Annotated in this window: 23 protein-coding genes; 13 read left to right on the top strand and 10 right to left on the bottom strand. The window is 68.5% G+C overall.

The genetic code is table 11. The annotated features are described in order from the left end of the window. Window positions 1-48 precede the first annotated feature (48 nt). Window positions 49-978 carry a hypothetical protein gene (locus OX958_RS32275; protein WP_270133996.1) on the bottom strand — a complete coding sequence of 310 codons (930 nt, stop codon included), beginning with the start codon at window positions 976-978 and terminating at the stop codon, window positions 49-51. 133 nt (window positions 979-1111) lie between these two features. On the opposite strand from OX958_RS32275, the gene OX958_RS32270 reads away from it, so the two are divergent. Further along, entirely contained in the window at window positions 1112-1723 is a 612-nt protein-coding gene (locus tag OX958_RS32270) for an acyl-CoA thioesterase (RefSeq protein ID WP_270133994.1), read from the top strand. Further along, complete coding sequence (locus tag OX958_RS32265; protein ID WP_270133992.1) at window positions 1720-2379, top strand: potassium channel family protein; 660 nt, start codon at window positions 1720-1722, stop codon at window positions 2377-2379. Before OX958_RS32270 ends, OX958_RS32265 begins: the two co-directional genes overlap by 4 nt. On the opposite strand, the gene OX958_RS32260 is transcribed toward OX958_RS32265, so the two are convergent. Next, window positions 2376-2996, bottom strand: a complete 621-nt coding sequence (locus OX958_RS32260) for a TetR/AcrR family transcriptional regulator (protein WP_270133990.1) — start codon at window positions 2994-2996, stop codon at window positions 2376-2378. The two genes, OX958_RS32265 and OX958_RS32260, sit on opposite strands and share 4 nt — an antisense overlap. A 38-nt stretch (window positions 2997-3034) precedes the next feature. Here OX958_RS32260 and OX958_RS32255 point away from each other — a divergent pair, with 38 nt between their 5' ends. The 7 genes from OX958_RS32255 (at window position 3035) to OX958_RS32225 (ending at window position 8116) form a co-directional block, all read left to right on the top strand. After that, on the top strand, window positions 3035-3961 hold the full coding sequence (locus OX958_RS32255) for a DMT family transporter (protein WP_270133988.1): 927 nt from the start codon (window positions 3035-3037) through the stop codon (window positions 3959-3961). After that, window positions 3936-4439: a MarR family winged helix-turn-helix transcriptional regulator gene (locus OX958_RS32250; protein WP_270133986.1), complete on the top strand. Its 504-nt coding sequence runs from the start codon at window positions 3936-3938 to the stop codon at window positions 4437-4439. Before OX958_RS32255 ends, OX958_RS32250 begins: the two co-directional genes overlap by 26 nt. 26 nt (window positions 4440-4465) lie before the next feature. Further along, entirely contained in the window at window positions 4466-5707 is a 1242-nt protein-coding gene (locus tag OX958_RS32245) for a glycoside hydrolase family 3 N-terminal domain-containing protein (protein ID WP_270133985.1), read from the top strand. Beyond that, a complete protein-coding gene (locus OX958_RS32240) occupies window positions 5704-6042 on the top strand; it encodes a YidH family protein (RefSeq protein ID WP_270133984.1) in 339 nt (112 codons plus the stop codon). The genes OX958_RS32245 and OX958_RS32240 overlap by 4 nt, the downstream gene beginning before the upstream one ends. Continuing rightward, on the top strand, window positions 6039-6344 hold the full coding sequence (locus tag OX958_RS32235) for a DUF202 domain-containing protein (RefSeq protein WP_270133982.1): 306 nt from the start codon (window positions 6039-6041) through the stop codon (window positions 6342-6344). The genes OX958_RS32240 and OX958_RS32235 overlap by 4 nt, the downstream gene beginning before the upstream one ends. Before the next feature lie 138 nt (window positions 6345-6482). Beyond that, window positions 6483-7115, top strand: coding sequence for a DUF47 domain-containing protein (locus OX958_RS32230; RefSeq protein ID WP_270133980.1), 633 nt, complete (start codon window positions 6483-6485; stop codon window positions 7113-7115). Between the two features lie 2 nt (window positions 7116-7117). Continuing rightward, window positions 7118-8116, top strand: coding sequence for an inorganic phosphate transporter (locus OX958_RS32225; RefSeq protein ID WP_270133979.1), 999 nt, complete (start codon window positions 7118-7120; stop codon window positions 8114-8116). Window positions 8117-8161: 45 nt separating this feature from the next. Here OX958_RS32225 and OX958_RS32220 read toward each other — a convergent pair whose 3' ends face one another. Both OX958_RS32220 and OX958_RS32215 read right to left on the bottom strand, forming a co-directional pair. Then, window positions 8162-8698: a hypothetical protein gene (locus OX958_RS32220; RefSeq protein WP_270133978.1), complete on the bottom strand. Its 537-nt coding sequence runs from the start codon at window positions 8696-8698 to the stop codon at window positions 8162-8164. 198 nt (window positions 8699-8896) lie between these two features. Beyond that, complete coding sequence (locus tag OX958_RS32215) at window positions 8897-9646, bottom strand: lysophospholipid acyltransferase family protein (protein ID WP_270133976.1); 750 nt, start codon at window positions 9644-9646, stop codon at window positions 8897-8899. 193 nt (window positions 9647-9839) lie between these two features. On the opposite strand from OX958_RS32215, the gene thiC reads away from it, so the two are divergent. The 3 genes from thiC (at window position 9840) to OX958_RS32200 (ending at window position 12941) form a co-directional block, all read left to right on the top strand. Then, window positions 9840-11465: a phosphomethylpyrimidine synthase ThiC gene (thiC, locus tag OX958_RS32210; protein ID WP_270133975.1), complete on the top strand. Its 1626-nt coding sequence runs from the start codon at window positions 9840-9842 to the stop codon at window positions 11463-11465. 472 nt (window positions 11466-11937) lie between these two features. Then, complete coding sequence (locus OX958_RS32205; protein WP_270133974.1) at window positions 11938-12390, top strand: transposase; 453 nt, start codon at window positions 11938-11940, stop codon at window positions 12388-12390. Further along, entirely contained in the window at window positions 12387-12941 is a 555-nt protein-coding gene (locus tag OX958_RS32200; RefSeq protein WP_270133972.1) for a hypothetical protein, read from the top strand. The genes OX958_RS32205 and OX958_RS32200 overlap by 4 nt, the downstream gene beginning before the upstream one ends. 9 nt (window positions 12942-12950) lie before the next feature. On the opposite strand, the gene OX958_RS32195 is transcribed toward OX958_RS32200, so the two are convergent. Next, the gene (locus tag OX958_RS32195; RefSeq protein WP_270133971.1) at window positions 12951-13673 is read right to left on the bottom strand and encodes an RDD family protein; all 723 of its coding nucleotides are present in this window, start codon (window positions 13671-13673) and stop codon (window positions 12951-12953) included. A gap of 10 nt (window positions 13674-13683) precedes the next feature. Then, complete coding sequence (locus OX958_RS32190) at window positions 13684-14385, bottom strand: RDD family protein (protein WP_270133970.1); 702 nt, start codon at window positions 14383-14385, stop codon at window positions 13684-13686. Window positions 14386-14512: 127 nt separating this feature from the next. On the opposite strand from OX958_RS32190, the gene OX958_RS32185 reads away from it, so the two are divergent. Then, window positions 14513-14959 carry a DUF2752 domain-containing protein gene (locus OX958_RS32185; protein WP_270133969.1) on the top strand — a complete coding sequence of 149 codons (447 nt, stop codon included), beginning with the start codon at window positions 14513-14515 and terminating at the stop codon, window positions 14957-14959. 45 nt (window positions 14960-15004) lie between these two features. On the opposite strand, the gene OX958_RS32180 is transcribed toward OX958_RS32185, so the two are convergent. The 4 genes from OX958_RS32180 to pstC all read right to left on the bottom strand — a co-directional run bounded on the left by OX958_RS32180 (window position 15005) and on the right by pstC (window position 18497). Further along, window positions 15005-15655: a DUF4190 domain-containing protein gene (locus tag OX958_RS32180; RefSeq protein WP_270133968.1), complete on the bottom strand. Its 651-nt coding sequence runs from the start codon at window positions 15653-15655 to the stop codon at window positions 15005-15007. Between the two features lie 63 nt (window positions 15656-15718). Then, window positions 15719-16495, bottom strand: a complete 777-nt coding sequence (gene pstB / locus OX958_RS32175; RefSeq protein ID WP_270133967.1) for a phosphate ABC transporter ATP-binding protein PstB — start codon at window positions 16493-16495, stop codon at window positions 15719-15721. A gap of 20 nt (window positions 16496-16515) precedes the next feature. After that, window positions 16516-17436 (bottom strand): phosphate ABC transporter permease PstA, encoded by a 921-nt coding sequence (gene pstA, locus OX958_RS32170; protein ID WP_270133966.1) that lies wholly within the window; start codon window positions 17434-17436, stop codon window positions 16516-16518. Then, a complete protein-coding gene (gene pstC, locus OX958_RS32165; RefSeq protein ID WP_270133965.1) occupies window positions 17433-18497 on the bottom strand; it encodes a phosphate ABC transporter permease subunit PstC in 1065 nt (354 codons plus the stop codon). The genes pstA and pstC overlap by 4 nt, the downstream gene beginning before the upstream one ends. Between the last annotated feature and the right edge of the window lie 30 nt (window positions 18498-18527).

The raw sequence follows: 18527 nt of genomic DNA, 5'->3' as shown, positions 1-18527 counted from the left end.
CGCGGATGCGAACCTCGCCCTTGGTTGCACTGCAGCAGGCCGACATCGTCATGAGGCCTGGTCCAGTTGGTGAAGCAGGTCGACGAACGGGGAGGACAACCCGGGAGCGGAGTCGCCCAAGGGGCGGGTCGCCGGCTGCCAGCCGTTCCTGCCGGCCAGGTAGATCCACGGGCTCAGTGGACCAGGGTCGGTGGCGTACGAGCGGCCGGCCAGGTTGAGCATCAGGCCGAGGGCTGGGATCACCGACAGGTCGGCGATCACGTGCACGAGCAGCAGGTTGCGGACCGGCATCGCCGCCAGTACGCCGTATCGCGGGTTCTCGATCTGGAGCGATTCCCGCAGGACGGTGTCGAGCACGAGGGCTCGCGAGGCGGCGAAGTCGTGGCCGGTGACCAGGGCGACCCGAGTGCCGTCGTGCTCGGCGTAGGTGACCGTGTCAGTCAGTGATCGAAGGTTGCGCAGACCGTAGGACTCGGCTGCCGCCCAGCTGAGGCCGAGATCCGTCTCCGGGTCGAGATACATGGTGATCGTGCCGTCGGTGGTCGTGGCAGGGACCGACAGCAGACCGGGCACGAACTCCGGTGCCGAACTGGTCAGTCGTGGCTCCAGTGAGTCCTTGACGGCCAGCCGCTGTAGGAGCTCACGTCGCGGATCGGCCGGAGCCGGCGGCGGGCCGTGCCGCACGGCGTGTGCCAGCCGGTCGAAGTGCTCGCCGACCAGCCGTGGCCAGTGGTCCGGCCGCTGCCCGGCGACGATCCTCGCCAGGTTCGTCAGCCCTGCCTCGAACCGGCCACTCGGTGGCGAGTCCGGATGCAGGACCAGCGCCCCGGCGCCGTCGTACCGCGCGGGCAGTGCGTGGCGGGCGGCGGCCTCGAGACTCAGCCGCACCAGGTGTGCGGCCTCGGCCCGGGACAGCGGCGCGAGCGCCTCGGGTTCGTTGCCCAGGGCCCGCTCGGTGGAGTCGTCGTGAGTGATCATGCTGTCCACCTCCTTCGACAGAGAAAGTACGAGCGTCCGGCCGATCGACGGCCGGTACTTCGCGGCCTGTGGACAACCGCCGGATATTCTGCGAGCCGACCCACCTGCCGACGCAGTACCGAGGAGCGACCCGATGCCCGCCACCCCCAGCGCAGACCGGACGCCGGCCGACGGCGGTCCGCGCCCCGAGGTGACGAGCCGCTCCGCGTCGGCCACCCGGCTCTCGCTCTCGCACATCACCGCCCAGCACGAGACCAACCTGCTCGGCACCGTGCACGGTGGCGTGGTGATGACGCTGGTCGACTCGGTCGCCGGTGTCGTCGCGGCCCGGCACTCGGGTGGTCCGGCGGTGACCGCCTCGATGGACGAGATGGTCTTCCTGGTCCCGGTCAGGGTCGGCGACGTCGTGCACTTCACCGCTCAGGTGAACTGGACCGGCCGCAGCTCGATGGAGGTCGGCGTGCGGATCACGGCCGATCGCTGGGACGCGGTCGGCCCGCAGGTCCACGTCGCCACGGCGTACCTGGTGTTCGTGGCGGTCGACGAGGAAGGCAAGCCGCGCGCGGTACCGCAGGTGGTGCCGGAGACCGACGAGGACCACCGGCGGATGCGCGAGGCGGAGATCCGCCGCAGCCACCGGCTGGCCCGGCGGCAGGCGATCATCGACTCCCGCGAGCCGACCGAGGAAGCCGTGGTGGCAGCAGCCCCGGCAGCGCCCACAGAGCGCTCAGGGTCCAAGAAGTGAACCTGTTGCACGGCGCCCGCCGCAACCCGTCCGCGATCCTCCTGGTCGTCCAGCTGCTCGGCGTCCTGGTCTACCCGGCGATGGAGGGCTCACGTGGCGGCCGAGTCGCGTTCGAGATCCTCGGCATCGTCGTCCTCACGCTCGCCGTCTTCTCGGTCCGCTCGACCCCGGGACTCACCTGGGTCAGCGTCTGTCTCGGCATCCCGGCGGTCGTCCTGTCGCTGGTGGACGCCATCCGACCGACCGAGGCGATCGTGCCGATCTCCGGGGTGCTCCATGCCGCCTTCTACTTCTACGCCGCCTACAGCCTGCTGCGCTACATGCTGTCCGACCACGACGTGAGTGTGGACGAGCTCTATGCCACCGGCGCCACCTTCACCTTGGTGGCCTGGGGTTTCGCCTACCTCTTCGTCTTCGTCCAGGCGCTGGTCCCGGGCAGCTTCACCGCGGCGGTCAACCCGACCGCCGATCGCAGCTGGATGGAGCTGCTCTTCCTCAGCTTCACCACCCTGTCGAGCACCGGCCTGAGCGACATCGTGCCGATCACCTCCTGGGGACGCTCAGTGGTGATGATCGAGCAGCTGGCCGGCCTCGGGTACGTCGCGATGGTCGTCTCCAGGCTGGTCGGCCTGACCGTCGCCAAGCGTCGCGCCTAGCTTCGCGGCCAACCCGCCAGCAGGTCCGCTGCCGCCCGCCGCGCGACCTCCGGCGCGTGCTCCATCGCAGCCACCCGGTAACAGACCAGCGCCCCTTCGTGGAGCAGGAGCAACCGGTCGGCCAGCTCTTCGACCTGTTCGAACCCACCTTGCGCGGCCTGTGCCAGGAACTCCGCCCGCATCCACTGTTTCTGCGCCACGATCACCGGCATCGCCGGGTGGTCCGGCGCTGCCAGCTCGACGCTCGCGTTGATGAAGCCGCAGCCGCGCCGCGACTCGGCCATCCAGTCCGTCAGCGCCGCGAACAGCGCCAGGATCATCTCCTCGGGTGACGACGGCCGCCGCTCGGTCAGCTGGTCGTCGAGAAACGTGTGCCAGACCCGGTTGCGCCGTTCCAGGTACGCCGCGATCAGGTTGTCCTTCGACCCGAACCGGTCGTACAGCGTCTTCTTCGTCACCTCGGCCGCAGCCGCGATCGCGTCGACCCCGACCGTCCGGATCCCGTGCTCGTAGAACAGCATCGATGCCGCGGTCAGGATGCGCTCACCCGCCGGTGTCAGGCGCTCCGCCTCGAGCCCGCCGCGGTTCGTCAGGAGTCTCGCCTGCTGGTCGACCATACTGACAGTATACCGACCGGTATGGTTACTTGGGATCCATGATCACTCCAAGGGCACTTCCGCTCCTCGCCGGAACAGGATTCGTCGTGTTCTGGAGTTGCGGCTTCATCGGCGCCCGCTGGGGCACGGAGTACACGTCGGCCTTCGACTTGCTCGCCTGGCGGTACGTCGTCGCCGGGGCCCTCGCCGCCGCGGTACTGCTGAAGCGCAGGCCGAAGCTGACGAGTGCCGACCTGATCACTCACGCTGTGATGGCGCTCCTGACGCAGTGCCTGTACCTAGGCCTCATCTTCACCGGTATCGACCACGGCATCTCCGCAGGTGTCACGGCTCTCATCGGTTCGTTGCAGCCGATCCTGATCGCCACGCTGGCCGGTCCGCTGCTGAAGGAACGAGTCAGCGGCAGACAATGGATCGGTCTGGTCCTCGGGGTGGCCGGCGTAGCGCTGGTCGTTGCGGACGACCTGAGCGCCGGCCACGCGAAAGCGGTGGTCTTCCTGCTCCCACTGGGCGGACTGCTCGGTCTGGTGGCCGGCACGCTCTGGGACCGGCGCCGGAAGCCGACGACCAGTCTGCTGGATGCGCTGTGCCTGCAGAGCCTTGTCTCCTGCGTGTTCTTCGTCGTGGTCGCCGCGGCGACCAGCCAACTGACCGTACCGCGGGAACTGCAGTTTTACGGCGCAGTCCTGTGGCTGGTCGTGCTGGCCACCGGTGGTGGCTGGGGCCTCTATCTCGTGAACCTCGAACTGGCGGGCGCCACCAAGATCAGCGCCCTGCTCTATCTGGTGCCGCCGACCACGATGGTCTTCGCCTTCGTGCTGTTCGGTGAGACCATCGGCGCGCTCGCGGTCGGCGGAATGCTGCTCTGCACGCTGGCTGTTCTGCTGATCACGGCCCGCCCGGGCGGCAGGAGGACCAGGATCTCGTTACGCTGCGACAATGGCGGAACCACGGTGGCTGGATGACCAAGAGCAGCGGGCCTGGCGAGCGTTCATCGCGGCCCAGCGCGTGGTGAACGGCCGGATCGAGCAGCAACTGCAGCGTGACGCCGGGATGCCGCACACGTACTTCGAGATCCTGGTCCGGCTGGCCGACGCGAACGACGGCCGGCTGCGGATGAGTGAGCTCGCCGTCTCCACCCTCGGCTCGCGCAGCCGGTTGTCCCACGCGGTGAACCGGCTCGAGAAGGTCGGCTGGGTCCGCCGGGAGGGAATCGAGTCGGATCGCCGCGGCCAGGTCGCGATCATCACCGACGAGGGCCGGCAGAAGCTCAGGGACACCGCGCCCGGCCATGTCGAAACCGTGCGGCAGGCCGTCTTCGACGCGCTCAGCCCCGAGCAGGTCGACCAACTGCTGGACATCTGCGCGGCGCTGGCCCGGCACTCCGGTGGCACCTACGACAGCGCGGTCTGGGAGTCGAAGGCGTCCGGTCCCTCGGCCTGATCGCGCGATGGGCAAGAATGACGGCGATGAAGATTTCGGGAAGCCGGGCACTGGCCGTGGCGGGTGCGGCCACCCTGCTCGCAGGTTGCGGCGGCACGGACACACCCACAGCGGGGCCTGGCACTGCGCCCTCGTCCACGGTCACCCGGCAGACCTCACCGCCGGGCACACCCACCGGGACGCCCCCGCCGCCCAGCCAGTCTCCCGGGACGCCCAGCACTCCACCGACCGGCTGTGTCGATCAGAAGCTGCGGCAGCTGACCCCCCGCGAGCAGGCGGCCCAGCTGATCATGACCGGCATCAGCACCAACGGCATGACCTCGGCAGAGCAGGCCATCGCTGACGCCCAGAAGCCAGGCGGCTTGCTGCTGATGGGCCCTGGCGGCAGCGCCGACCACACCCGTACGGCGATGGCCAAGGCCAGTACGACGGCCACGGTGAAAGGCATCCGCCCCTTCGTCGCGGCCGACCAGGAAGGCGGCAAGATCCAGCGTCTCAAGGGCCCTGGGTTCGACCGCATTCCCGCTGCCACCGTGCAGGCGACCTGGTCGGGCGACAAGCTCACGGCGCGAGCAAAGACGTGGGGCGGCCAGCTCAAGCAGGCCGGCGTGAACATGGACCTCGCGCCGGTCGCAGACGTCGTACCGGCGTCTCTCGGGGACGACAACGCGCCCATCGGAGCGCTGGATCGTGGCTACGGCAACACTCCGGAGAAGGTGAGTCCGCAGGTCACCGCCTTCGTCAAGGGGATGAACGCCGCCGGGGTGATGACCTCGGTCAAGCACTTCCCGGGCCTCGGCCGGGTCAAGGGCAACACCGACTTCTCCTCGGGAGTGGTCGACACCGTCACCACTCGCGACGACGACGATCTCGCCCCGTTCGAGGCCGGGATCAAGGCCGGATCCGAGCTGGTGATGGTCTCCACCGTCACCTACACCAAGATCGACCCGAAGAACCGTGCGGTGTTCTCACCGACGATCATCGGCGGGATGCTGCGCGGCGACCTCGGGTACGCCGGTGTCGTGATCACCGACGACGTCGGGGCGGCCGCAGAGGTCGCGTCGGTGCCGGCCGGGCAGCGGGCGACCCGGTTCGTCGCTGCGGGCGGCGACATCGTCATCACCGCCAAGGCCTCGCTGACGTCGACCATGGTCGAGGCGCTGGTCGCGAAAGCCCAGCAGGACAAGCAGTTCGCCGCCGCGGTGCAGGCCAGCGTCCGCCGGGTGCTCATGCTCAAGCAGAACCGTGGCCTGCTGAGCTGCGGATGAGCACGCCCGGGCAGGAGCCGGACTACCGCTTCACGCTCGCGAACGAACGCACCTACCTGGCCTACCTGCGGACGTCGCTGGCGTGCTACGCGGGCGGGCTGTCCGCAGTACAGTTCCTGGACCTCGGGCCTGGTCGATGGCCCGCCCGGATCATCGGGATCGTCCTGGTCACCGCCGGGATCGCCACCACGGCAGGCGCCTTCCGGCGCTGGCAGGCCAACCAGATCGCGATCCGAACGGGCGGACCTCTGCCCGTGACCAGGCTACCTTTGGTGCTGGGGGCAACGATTGCCGTCGTGGGGCTGATCGGGCTGCTGTTCAGCTTGTGGCGATGACCACACAACGTGATCCTGGTCTCCAGCCCGAGCGGACGTTGCTCGCCTGGCGCCGTACGTCGCTGGGCCTGATCGTCAACGGCGGCCTGCTGCTTGCCTCCGGCCACGGTACGTCGGACGTCCGGCTGGGCCTCGGCATCGTCGTCACGGTGCTCACCCTGGGCTGCTGGGCCGCCGTCAGCGCGGTCTACCGCCGGGGCGTCCGGCCGAGCGCGCTGGGATCCGAGCGGGTACTGCGGCTGGCGGCCGGTCTGGTGCTCGCTGTGGGGCTGATCGACCTCTACGCGGTCGTCACACGCTGAAGTCTTCCGGTCACTTTCCGGTCGGATTGAGTCTGCGTGTTCATCATCTCGCGGTACCTTGACCAGGCGGATGCTTCGTCAACGGTCCGTTGCCCCTAGCATGTTCACGGTTTGTCCCTCGTTCACCCGGAGCTTGAAGTGCGGTTACGTCTGCGTCCGAACGACCCGACGTTCTACGACCTGTTCACCGAGTCCGCCAATCACCTGGTGGACGGATCCCGCATTCTCGCTGAGCTGCTCGGCAGCACGGCCGGATCGGGACTGTCCGCGAGCCACCAGATCGCCGTCCAGATGAAGGACGCCGAGCACGCTGCCGACGAGACGACCCACTCGATCATCCGCCGGGTCAACTCGACGTTCGTGACGCCGTTCGACCGGGAGGACATCTACCGGCTGGCCTCCGATCTCGACGACGTGATGGACTTCATGGAGGAGGCCGTCGACAACGTCCACCTCTTCGGCCTGGACAGCCTGCCGGCCGAGGTGGCCGAGCAGATCGAGGTGCTGCAGCGGATGGCCACCCTGACGGCCGAGACGATGCCGCGGCTGCGCACGATGAAGGATCTGGCCGAGTACTGGATCGAGGTCAACCGGCTGGAGAACACCGGTGACGCGGTCCACCGCCGGATCATCGCGAAGCTGTTCAGCGGCGAGTTCGACGCGCTGACGGTGATGAAGGTGAAGACCGTGGTCGACCTGCTGGAGGCCGCCATCGACGCCTTCGAGCACGTCGCGAACACGGTCGAACAGATCGCCGTCAAGGAGAGCTGAGCGTGGAGTTCGCGCTCGTCATCGCGGTCATCGTCATCGCGCTCGCCTTCGACTACACCAACGGTTTCCACGACGCCGCGAACGCGATCGCGACCTCGGTCTCCACCCGGGCACTGACGCCGCGGGTCGCCCTGGTGATGGCGGCGGTGATGAACTTCGTCGGCGCCTTCCTCGGCACCGAGGTCGCCGACACCGTCGGCAAGGGCATCATCACCGTCCCCGGTGGGCAGCACGGGCTGGTGGTGGTGATCGCCGCCCTGATCGGCGCGATCACCTGGAACCTGATCACCTGGTACTTCGGGCTGCCGTCCTCGTCCTCGCACGCCCTGATCGGCGGCCTGGTCGGTGCCGGGCTGGCCTCCACCAGCGTGGTGCTGTGGTCCGGCATCGTCGACAAGGTCGTCATCCCGATGGTGCTGTCACCGGCCATCGGCTTCCTCGGCGCCTTCGCGGTGATGACCGCGATCCTGTGGATCTTCCGGCGCAGCAACCCCGGCAGGACCACCCGCGGCTTCCGGCTGGCGCAGTCGCTGTCGGCGGCCGCGATGGCGCTCGGCCACGGTCTGCAGGACGCCCAGAAGACGATGGGCGTGATCTTCCTGGCGCTGCTGACCACCGGGCACGTGGACAAGGACGACGGCATCCCGATCTGGGTCAAGATCGCCGCCGCGACCGCGATCTCGGCGGGCACCTACGCGGGTGGCTGGCGGATCATGCGGACCCTCGGCCGCCGGATCATCCACCTCGACCCCGCGCGGGGGTTCGCCTCCGAGGCGGTCGCCGCGACCGTGCTGTACGTGATGGCGATCGGCCTGCACGCGCCGGTGTCGACCACGCACACGATCACCTCTGCCGTGATGGGCGCGGGCGCCACCAAGCGGCTCTCGGCGGTTCGCTGGGGAGTGGCCAAGGGCATCATCACGGCCTGGGTGCTGACCATCCCGGCAGCGGGCGTGGTGGCGGCCGGCGTCTACGCGGTCGCCCACCTGATCCTCGAGTAGCAGGACCCTGAGCGGACCGGTCCTGAGATCGGTCCGCCGGCGACGTCAGCGGTTCCAGCGACGGACGGACTTGGCGACGTCCTTGGGCCGCAGCGAGGCGACGGCGCTCTCCCAGTTGTTGTAGAGCGAGTCGCCGAGCAGGGTGAGGCTCAGGAACGCCTGCGGGCGCACCGCCATCACCCAGGTCGCGGCGGCGGCATGACCCTGCTGGTGCAGCAGCCGGTCGGCCGTGTCCTCGATCCGCCTCTTGTGGCCGTCGGGCGGCATGTTGATGGTCGCCCAGGCCTTGACGATCGCCGAGTCCTTGGCCGTCATCTGGGCCAGATAGGTCAGCGGCCCCCGCCAGGCCCCGCGGCGGCCGAGATTGGCCAGGCTCTCCAGCGGGAACCAGCCGTTCTGGCAGCGCCGGCCGTTCACCGCCGACTCGATCTCCCTGGCCTGCTCCGGGCGCAGGTTCTGCGTCGCCCAGTAGAGGAAGTAGACCCCGACGTCGGGGATCTCCTCCGCGACGTTGTCGGGAATGCTCAGCTTCCCCGGCTCGAAGAGGTGCAGCTCCTCGTCTGGTCCGTACAAGATCGTCATTTCCCCCCGCCCAGCCTGATGACCGCAGGCAGGGGCGTCCGGGGCGGAACGCGGCCAGCCTGCCGTCGAGAGGGACCCCCCAGGTCCAGCTTTCGACTACTACCAAAGGTTCTTGGTACCCCTGGCTCGGCGCCCGGTCAAGCCCTCGTCCGGATACCGATTACCGCTATAACTGGCCGGAGCGTGCGGGGTTACTGCCTACTTGCGGCGTTTCGCGGCCCGGGCCCGGAGTTCCTCGGCGTCGAGCTGGTCGGCCTGCTCAGGCGTCGGCGCGCCCCCGCCGTACGACGCGGGCAGCCACCACGCACCGGCCGGCTTCTCCGGATAGGCACTGATCGTCCGGGCCAGCATCGCGGCCATCGTGGTGCGCAGCCGGTCGGTCGCCTCGACGGCGTCGTCCTCGAGGGAGACCCGCTGCGGCTCGCCGACCGTGATCGAGACCTGCTGGTGCCGGGAGAAGTCGCGCGGGTGGTCCTTGGTCATCATCCGCTGGGTGCCCCACAGGATCATCGGGATCACCGGTACGCCGGCCTCGGCCGCCATCCGGACCGCGCCGGACTTGAACTCCTTCAGCTCGAACGACCGGCTGATGGTGGCCTCGGGGAAGACCCCGACCACCTCGCCGTCGGCCAGGTAGCGGATCGCCTGCCGGTACGACGTCGCGCCCGCGCCGCGGTCCACCGGGATGTGGTGCATCGCGCGCATCAGCGGACCGGAGTACCGGTTGCGGAAGAGCACCTCCTTGGCCATGAACCGGACCATCCGCTTGCTCGGCTGCGCCCCGAACCCGCCGACCATGAAGTCGGCGTAGCTGATGTGGTTGATCGCCAGCACGGCACCGCCGGTCCGCGGGATGTGCTCCGTTCCGACCATGGTGAGCCGCAGGTCGAGCAGCTTGAAGCCGGTCTTGACGAGGCCGATCACCGGCGGATACACAATGTCGCGCATGAGCCGACGCTACCGGGTCGGTCAACGCCACGCGGCCCCAGCACGCGGTCCGCGGACGGCCGTTAGAGTGACGGCGACAAGTTGATACCGCGGGAGCTCGCGCTGTAGCGGGCTGAGAGGGCGGCTGGGTTTCGATCCCGGTGCCGCCGACCGCCGAACCTGTCCGGGTAATTCCGGCGTAGGGAGCAGCATCGTGACAACTATCGACAACTCTGTCCGGCCGCAGGTCACCACCGGGCCGATCTCGGGATCAGAGAAGATCTACACCGGTGAGCTGCGAGTACCGCGGCGACGGGTCAATCTCACCAACGGGGAGCACTTCGACCTCTACGACACCTCGGGGCCGTACACGGACTCCACCGCCGAGATCGACGTCCAGGCAGGGCTTCCGCCCGTACGCCGGGAGTGGGTGGCCGGCCGTGAGCCGCTGACCCAGCTGGCGCACGCGCGCGCCGGGACGATCACCGAGGAGATGCGGTACGTCGCCGTCCGGGAGAACGTCGAGCCCGAGTTCGTCCGCGCCGAGGTGGCGCGGGGGCGGGCGGTGATTCCGGCCAACCACCGGCATCCGGAGTCCGAGCCGATGATCATCGGCAAGAAGTTCCTGGTGAAGGTGAACGCGAACATCGGCAACTCGGCCGTCTCCAGCTCGGTCGAGGAGGAGGTGGAGAAGCTGGTCTGGGCCACCCGGTGGGGTGCCGACACGGTGATGGACCTGTCGACCGGCAAGAACATCCACGCCACCCGCGAGTGGATCCTGCGCAACTCGCCGGTCCCGATCGGCACGGTGCCGCTCTACCAGGCGCTGGAGAAGGTGAAGGGCGATCCGGCCGAGCTGTCCTGGGACGTGTACCGCGACACGGTGATCGAGCAGTGCGAGCAGGGTGTCGACTACATGACCGTGCACGCCGGCGTCCTGCTGCGGTACGTGCCGCTGACCGCGCGGCGGATCACCGGCATCGTCTCCCGCGGTGGCTCGATCATGGCGGCCTGGTGCCTCGCGCACCACCAGGAATCCTTCCTGTACACGCATTTCGAGGAACTCTGCGAGATCCTGCGCGCGTACGACGTGACCTTCTCGCTGGGCGACGGACTGCGGCCCGGCTGTATCGCCGATGCCAACGACGCCGCTCAGTTCGCCGAGCTGCGGACGCTGGGGGAGCTGACCAGGATCGCCTGGGAGCACGACGTCCAGGTGATGATCGAGGGTCCCGGGCACGTGCCGATGGACAAGATCGCGGAGAACGTCCGGCTCGAGGAGGAGCTGTGCGGCGAGGCGCCGTTCTACACCCTGGGGCCGTTGGCCACCGATGTCGCGCCTGCCTACGACCACATCACCAGCGCGATCGGCGCGGCCCAGATCGGCTGGCTGGGGACGGCGATGCTCTGCTACGTCACGCCCAAGGAGCATCTCGGGCTGCCGGACCGCGACGACGTCAAGACCGGCGTGATCACCTACAAGATCGCTGCCCATGCGGCCGATCTGGCCAAGCGGCACCCGGGCGCGCAGGACTGGGACGACGCGTTGTCGACGGCCCGGTTCGAGTTCCGCTGGGAGGACCAGTTCAACCTGTCGCTGGATCCCGACACGGCCCGCTCGTACCACGACGAGACGCTGCCGGCCGAGCCCGCCAAGACGGCGCACTTCTGCTCGATGTGCGGGCCGAAGTTCTGCTCGATGCGGATCACCGCCGACATCCGCAAGTACGCCGAGGAGAACGGGCTGGACTCCGCCGAGGCGATCGAGGCCGGCTTCGCGGAGATGTCGGCAACCTTCAAGGCCAAGGACTCCAAGCTCTACCTGCCGCTGGCCGACTGACGGAGCTCGACCTGCCGGCTGCCGCAGCCGGCTGACCAGGCGCCCCTGGCCGCATCGGCTGGGGGCGCCGCGGTTCGCCCTGCCCGGCGTGGAATTCCGGACCGGCCGGTCCGCGGGCCGAGCGGCCCGGGAACGTCCTGACTCCGTGTGAGAATGCCGGAGAGTCGGGATGCGGGAGGGGCCGGATCCAGCGGAGAATGAGGAAATCGGTGGCCATCGGGATGATCACGGTGAGTGATCGGGCGAACCGGTTCAGGTTTTTCCCTTCACTCTGCGTGAATAAGGTTGTAGCCTTAATCAGCGTTGGGAAGGAGGTGCAGGACCAGTGGTCTTCGTTCTCACGGTAGATCAGCGAGGCAGCCGAAGCACGAGCGATCTCGTACCCGAGCTGCTGACTACGCTCAATCGGCGGCCGCGCCGCATCGGGCTCCTGCGCAAGTTCGAGCGGACGGCGGGAGACGAGGTCCAGGGAGTGCTCTCGGAGGCACGCGCCACCGTCGACGTGATCGTGCAGCTGCTGCGCGCGGACACCTGGTACGTCGGTCTCGGAGTCGGCGCCGTCGACCAGCCACTGCCCCGCAGTACGAGGGCAGGCAGCGGTGACGCCTTCGTCTTGGCGCGCGAGGCGGTGAACCGGGCCAAGATCAGTCCCCACCACGTGAACGTCGTCGGCGCCAACGAGCACCTGGCAGAGCAGGCGGAGAGCGTGCTGTGGCTGATGGCCTCGGTACTGCGTCGCCGCAGCGACCGCGGCTGGGAAGTGGCCGACCTGTTGACCGAAGGCCTCAGCAGGCGGGAGATCGGCGTGAAGCTCGGAATCAGCCAGTCCGCGGTGACCCAGCGGGCGCAGGCGGCCGGCTTCGCCGAGGAACAGCGCGGGCGAGTGCTCGCAGCTGAGTTGCTAGAGGCAGGGGACGCTGCATGACGGCGGCAGTACTGGCGCTGGCCGGAGTCAGCCTGCTGCTCGCAGTACTGGCGTGGCTGCCCAAGTCGGGCTCCACCCTGGCCATAGTGGTGAGTGGTCTGATGCTGGGCTGTCTGACGACGGCCGCCATCCTGCTGCTGACCGGGCACGGCGTAGAAGGCTGGCGAGAGGCCTGGTGGAACATCCTGCTCCTGTTCTGCGGCCCTCTCGCAGTGACCGGTGGAGGCCCGTTGACTACCTCGGTGCTGGCCCTGGTCGACCGGGGCAACACCAGGTCGCAGTCGACGCAGCAGGCCGGTGAGGTCCTGCGCGGCGGCGCACTGATCGGTGCGCTGGAGCGCGGTGCCATCTTCGGCTCGATCGTCGCGGGCTGGCCCGAGGGACTCGCGATCGTGCTGGCGATCAAGGGCCTGGCGCGGTACCCCGAGCTCCGTAGCCCGGATCAGCCGGCGTCGGTGACGCCCCAGGCGGTGGCGGAGCGATTCATCATCGGCACCTTCACCAGCGTGCTCTGGTCCGTCACCTGCGCCGGCCTTCTGCTGTCGCGGTAGTGCTCCTGCTCAGACCTTGACGACGTAGGTGGAGAGCACCTTGTCGTGCCAGGTCTGCTTCTTGTCGTCCCACAGCGGCCAGAGCGAGTTGAGCAGACAGGCCTGGTCGAAGATGCCCCGCAGGAAGTCGCGGAGGAACGCCTTGCCCGGGCCGATCGGCTGGAAGCTGCTGGAGTCGACCAGCTTGAGGTTCAGCACGCTCTTGCCGACACTCTGACCGGTGTTGCCCTGCCGGATCACCCGGTTCCAGATCCACAGGCCGAGGCTGGCCAGGGCGCCGATCACCAAGGCGATCACGGCGTACGGCGGAACTCCCTGTTCGTAGGGGTCCTGGGAGGACTGGCTCGCGACGCTGCCGATGAAGATCCCGTAGCCGATCAGCACTGGCACGCCGGAGACCAGACCGTCCAGCAGCGAGGCGCCGACGCGGGATCCCCAGCCGGCCAGCTCACTGCCGGCGGACGCACCGTACCCGTAGCCCTGCTGGTACGGGTTTCCGCCGTACGGCGGCTGCTGCCCGTACTGCGGCTGCCCATAGCCGGGCTGGCCGTAGCCGGGTTGCCCGTACTGCGGCTGCCCCTGCTGGGACTGGCCCTGCTGCGGTTGGCCGAACTGGGGCTGGCCGTACTGGCCAGGTTGACCGGGCGGCCCGTACTGCGGTGGCTGCTGCCCGTACGGCTGGCCCGGAGGCTGGTTGGGTTGGTCCTGAGGACCGTTGGGAGGGGTGGTCACTGAAGTCCTTTCAGAGCTTGATGACCAGCGTGTCGTTGATCTTGTCCGCGAAGGTCTGCTTCTTCTCGTCCCACAGCGGCCACAGATAGCCGACATAGCAGGCCGCACTGTCGAGGATATGGGTCAGCTGGCGCAGAAGTGCCTTGCCCGGGCCGACAGGCTGCCCGGTGGAGCCGTCGACCAGCTTGATCTTCACCACCGTCTTGCCGAGGGTCTGCCCGGTCTGGCCCTGCCGGACGACGACGTTCCAGATGCCAAGGCCGAGAGCCACCAGGGCGAAGATCACCAGCAAGCTGCTGTGCACCGAGCGGCCGAGCATCAGCCCGAGGAAGTACGGCACTGACACCAGCACGCTGTCGATGAGCGCGCCACCGACCCGCAGCGGCCACTCGGCCAGCGCACCGGTCGGAGCTCCGTAGCCGTAGGGCTGCTGACCGTACGCCTGCGGGTAGCCCGGCTGCTGCCCGTACTGCGCCTGCGCGGGTTGCCCGTACTGACCAGCCTGCTGCCCGTACTGCGCCGGCGGCTGACCATAGCCAGGCTGCTGGCCGTACTGCGGCTGCTGCCCATAGCCCGGCTGTTCCGGCTGCCCATACTGCCCAGGCTGGCCGTACTGCTCAGGCTGGCCGTACTGGCCAGGCTGCTGCCCGTACTGACCCGGTTGGTTCGAGTCTTGCGGGCCATAACCCGGCGGCGGCGTCGGAGCGCTCACGACGATCCTTTCTACTGACATTCGAGGAGTGGTTCTGCAGGCTAGTGGCCGTACGGAGCATCAGACGGATGAACTCCCCGCGGGGATCCCATCAAAGTTGCCGGTGACAGGAGATACCTTGGTAGGCGTGACCCTGACACAGCAAGGAGTCGTTCTGCGCCCGCAGGGGCCGGTCGAGCCACTGGACCGGCGCGTGCTCGGGGTGGCTGCCGTCGGCGTCGGCGGCTTCGCGCTGGCAGCGATCTACCAGCTGTCCGGCTCGCTCCAGCTCGGCGTTCCGTGTCTGTTGCACGCCACCACCGGGCTGAACTGCCCGTTCTGCGGTGCGACCAGGATGGCGGCGGCGCTGCTGCGCGGCGACCTGGACGCCGCCTGGCACTTCAACCCGGTCGTGCTCGTCTTCGGCCCGCTGATCGGCGTTGCCGTCGGCTACCAACTGCTCGCCTGGGCGCTGGAGCGCGTCCGGCTGGTCAAACTGCCCAGGCTCAGGCCGAACCCCCGCGCCCTCGACTGGAGCATCAAAGCGCTGGCCGTGCTGCTGGTCGTCTACGGCGTCGCCCGCAACCTGAACTGACGAACGACGCCGTACGACGGACCGTGGTACCGACTTGCCCGGGGACTAGCGGCCGACGGTGCCGGACGCGTAGCCGAGGATTCCGATCGCGAAGGCGACGATGCCGCCGATCCAGGCGACCTTGGCCAGGGTGTCCGAGCGGCCCTGCTCGCGGAACTTGCTCTGGGCAATGAAGCCCAGCACGATCGCGGCCGGCGAGCAGCAGAACCAGCAGACGATGCCGATGATGGCCAGGGTCTGCGGGGTGTTGCTCACCGGTGCGCCACCGCCGTAGCCGTAGGCGCCCTGCTGGCCCGGATACCCACCGGGCTGACCCGGATAGCCGCCGGGCTGCTGGCCGTAGCCAGGCTGCCCGTAGCCCTGCTGGTCACCGTAGCCCGGCTGCTGGCCGTAGCCCGGCTGACCGGGCGGCTGCTGCCCGTACTGCCCCGGCTGCTGGCCGTACCCGGGCTGGCCCGGCTGCTGCCCATAGCCCGGCTGCTGTCCATAACCAGGCTGTTCGCCGTAGCCCGGCTGCTCCCCGTACCCGGGTTGGCCGGGCTGCTGCCCGTACTGGCCTGGTTGCCCGTAGCCCCCAGGCTGGCCCGGCTGCTGGTACGGATCTGGCTGCTGTCCGTACCCGTCCCGCTGTCCCGGCTCGTCCTGGGGCCGGTTCTGGTCGTTCTGATCGTCGCCAGGAGGCGTCGGAGTGCTCACCACGGTCCCTTCGGAGAACGTTGAGAAGGCACCGACCCTACTACGGCCGGCTGCCCTGGATGCTCAGCCGAAACGCCCGGTGATGTAGTCCTCGGTGGCCTTCTCGTTGGGGTTGGAGAAGATCTGCTTGGTCGGGCCCATCTCGATCAGCCGGCCGGGCTTGCCGGTGGCGGCCAGGTTGAAGAAGGCGGTCTGGTCGGAGACCCGGGCCGCCTGCTGCATGTTGTGGGTCACGATCACCACGGTGAACCGGTCCTTCAGCTTCTCGATCAGGTCCTCGATCGCCAGCGTCGAGATCGGGTCGAGAGCCGAGCACGGCTCGTCCATCAGGATCACCTCGGGCTCGACCGCGATCGCCCGGGCGATGCACAGCCGCTGCTGCTGACCACCCGACAACCCCGCGCCGGGCTTGTCCAGCCGGTCCTTCACCTCGTTCCACAGGTTCGCGCCCTGCAGTGAGGCCTCGACCACCTCGGTGAGCTTCTTCTTGTCCTTGACCCCGTTCAGCTTCAGCCCGGAGGCGACGTTGTCGAAGATCGACATCGTCGGGAACGGGTTCGGCCGCTGGAACACCATCCCGACCACTCGCCGGACCGCGACCGGGTCGATACCGGTGGCGTACAGGTCCTGCTGGTCCAGCAGCACCTTGCCCTCGACCCGGGCCCCGGGGATCACCTCGTGCATCCGGTTCAGGGTGCGCAGGTAGGTGGACTTGCCGCAGCCGGACGGGCCGATGAACGCGGTGACCGAGCGGGGCTCGATCGTCATCGACACGTCCTCGACGGCCTTGAAGTCGCCGTAGTAGACGTTGAGGCCGCTGACCTCGATGCGCTTAGCCATATCGAATCGGAACCTCTCGACTATTTGGACTTGATGGTGCTGAACCGCGCGAACACGCGGGCCAGCAGGTTGAGCAGCAGAACCAGCAGGATGAGCGTCAGGGCGGCGGCCCAGACCCGGTCCGCGGCGGGCTGCAGCGCCAGCTCGGTCCGGTCCTGGTTGATCATCGTCGGCAGCGCGCCCATGAACCCGTCGAACGGGTTCGTGTTGATGTTCTTGGAGTAGCCGACCAGGATCAGCAGCGGCGCGGTCTCACCCATCACCCGGGCCAGACCGAGCATCACGCCGGTGATGATGCCGCCGAACGCGGTCGGCACCACCACCTTCAGGATGGTCTTCCACTTCGGCACACCGAGCGCGTACGACGCCTCGCGCAGCTCGTCCGGCACCAGCTTCAGCATCTCCTCGGTGGAGCGCAGGACGACCGGCAGCATCAACAGGACCAGCGACAGCGAGACCGCGAAACCGACCCGGTTGAAGCCGAACACCGTGATCCAGACCGCGTAGACGAACAACGCGGCGACGATCGACGGCACCCCGGTCAGGATGTCGATCATGAAGCTGACCACCTTGGCGGCCTTGGTGCCCTTGCCGTACTCGACCAGGTAGATCGCGCCGAGGATGGCGATCGGGACCGCGATCACCGCGCACATCAGGGACATGATCAGCGTGCCCATGATCGCGTGGTACGCGCCGCCGCCGACCCGGCGTACGGTGACGCCGCGCTGGGACTGGCTCCACCAGTTCGGGTCCAGCAGCAGGTGGTAGCCCTTGCTCACCACGGTCCACAGGATCCACACCAGCGGTACGAGCGCGATCAGGAAGCACAGCACGATCAGCACGGTGGCGAGCGTGTTCTGGAACGCCCGGGCACCGGACTTGCCGGTCAGATCGAGGGTCTTGCCGTCGTAGGCCGGCTTGTTCGCGGCGAGGGTGGTCACGAGGCGGCTCCTTCGGTCTGGGCGGGGTTGCTGCCGGCCCGGCGGTTGCGGCGCGGCCGCTTACCGCCCGGACCGCTGCGCGCGACGATCAGCCGGGCGGCGGAGTTGACCAGGAAGGTCACCACGAACAGGACCAGACCGGCCGCGATGTAGGCACCGGTCTTCTCCGGGGAGTCGAACTCCGCGGCGTTGTTGGCGATCTTCGAGGCGAACGTCTCGCCGCCGGCGAAGATGGAGGGGTTCCACGGGTCGTTGCCGTTCGGCACCGACAGGATGATCAGCACCGCGACGGTCTCGCCGAGCGCGCGGCCGAGGCCGAGCATCGAGGCGCTGACCACGCCGGAGCGGCCGTAGGGCAGCACCGCCATCCGGATCATCTCCCAGCGGGTCGCGCCGAGTGCCAGCGCGCCTTCGCGGTGGGTGATCGGGGTCTGGGCGAAGATCTCCCGGCTGATCGCGGTGACCACCGGCAGGATCATGATCGCCAGCACCACCGAGGCGGTGAACACCACTCCGAGGTTGTCGGTGACCGGCTTCTCGAACAACGGCAGCCAGCCCAGCGCCGAGCTCAGGCCGTTGATCACCGGGCGCAGGATCGGCGCGAAGAAGATGATCGCCCAGAGGCCGTAGATGATCGAGGGGACCGCCGCGAGCAGGTCGATCGCGTGCGAGACCGGCGCGGCCAGCCGCTTGGGCGAGTAGTAGGTGGTGAACAGCGCGACCCCGACGGCGATCGGGACCGCGATCACCATCGCGATGACCGAGCTGACCAGCGTGGTGTAGAAGAGCGCCGCGATCCCGAACCGGGGGTTGTCGCCGCCCGGTTCCCAGATCCGCGAGAACAGGAAGCTGGTGTTGTTGTCGGCCAGCGACGGGATCGCCAGCGCGAGCAGGAAGATGCCGACGAACGCGACGATGACGACCACCAGGCCGCCGGAACCATGAGCGAGGCCGGAGAACAACCGGTCGCCGAGATGCCCGACCGGCCCCAGGTCCAGCTTCTTCCCGGGGGTGCGGTCGGTCGGCCGGTCGGGCGGGGCCGTGCCGTCTGTACTACTCATCGATGCTGCTCCAAGCGCCTGGTCGATGCG

This window comes from Kribbella sp. CA-293567, assembly GCF_027627575.1.
Lineage (GTDB): Bacteria > Actinomycetota > Actinomycetes > Propionibacteriales > Kribbellaceae > Kribbella.
This window is presented reverse-complemented; position numbering and strand designations above follow the sequence as displayed.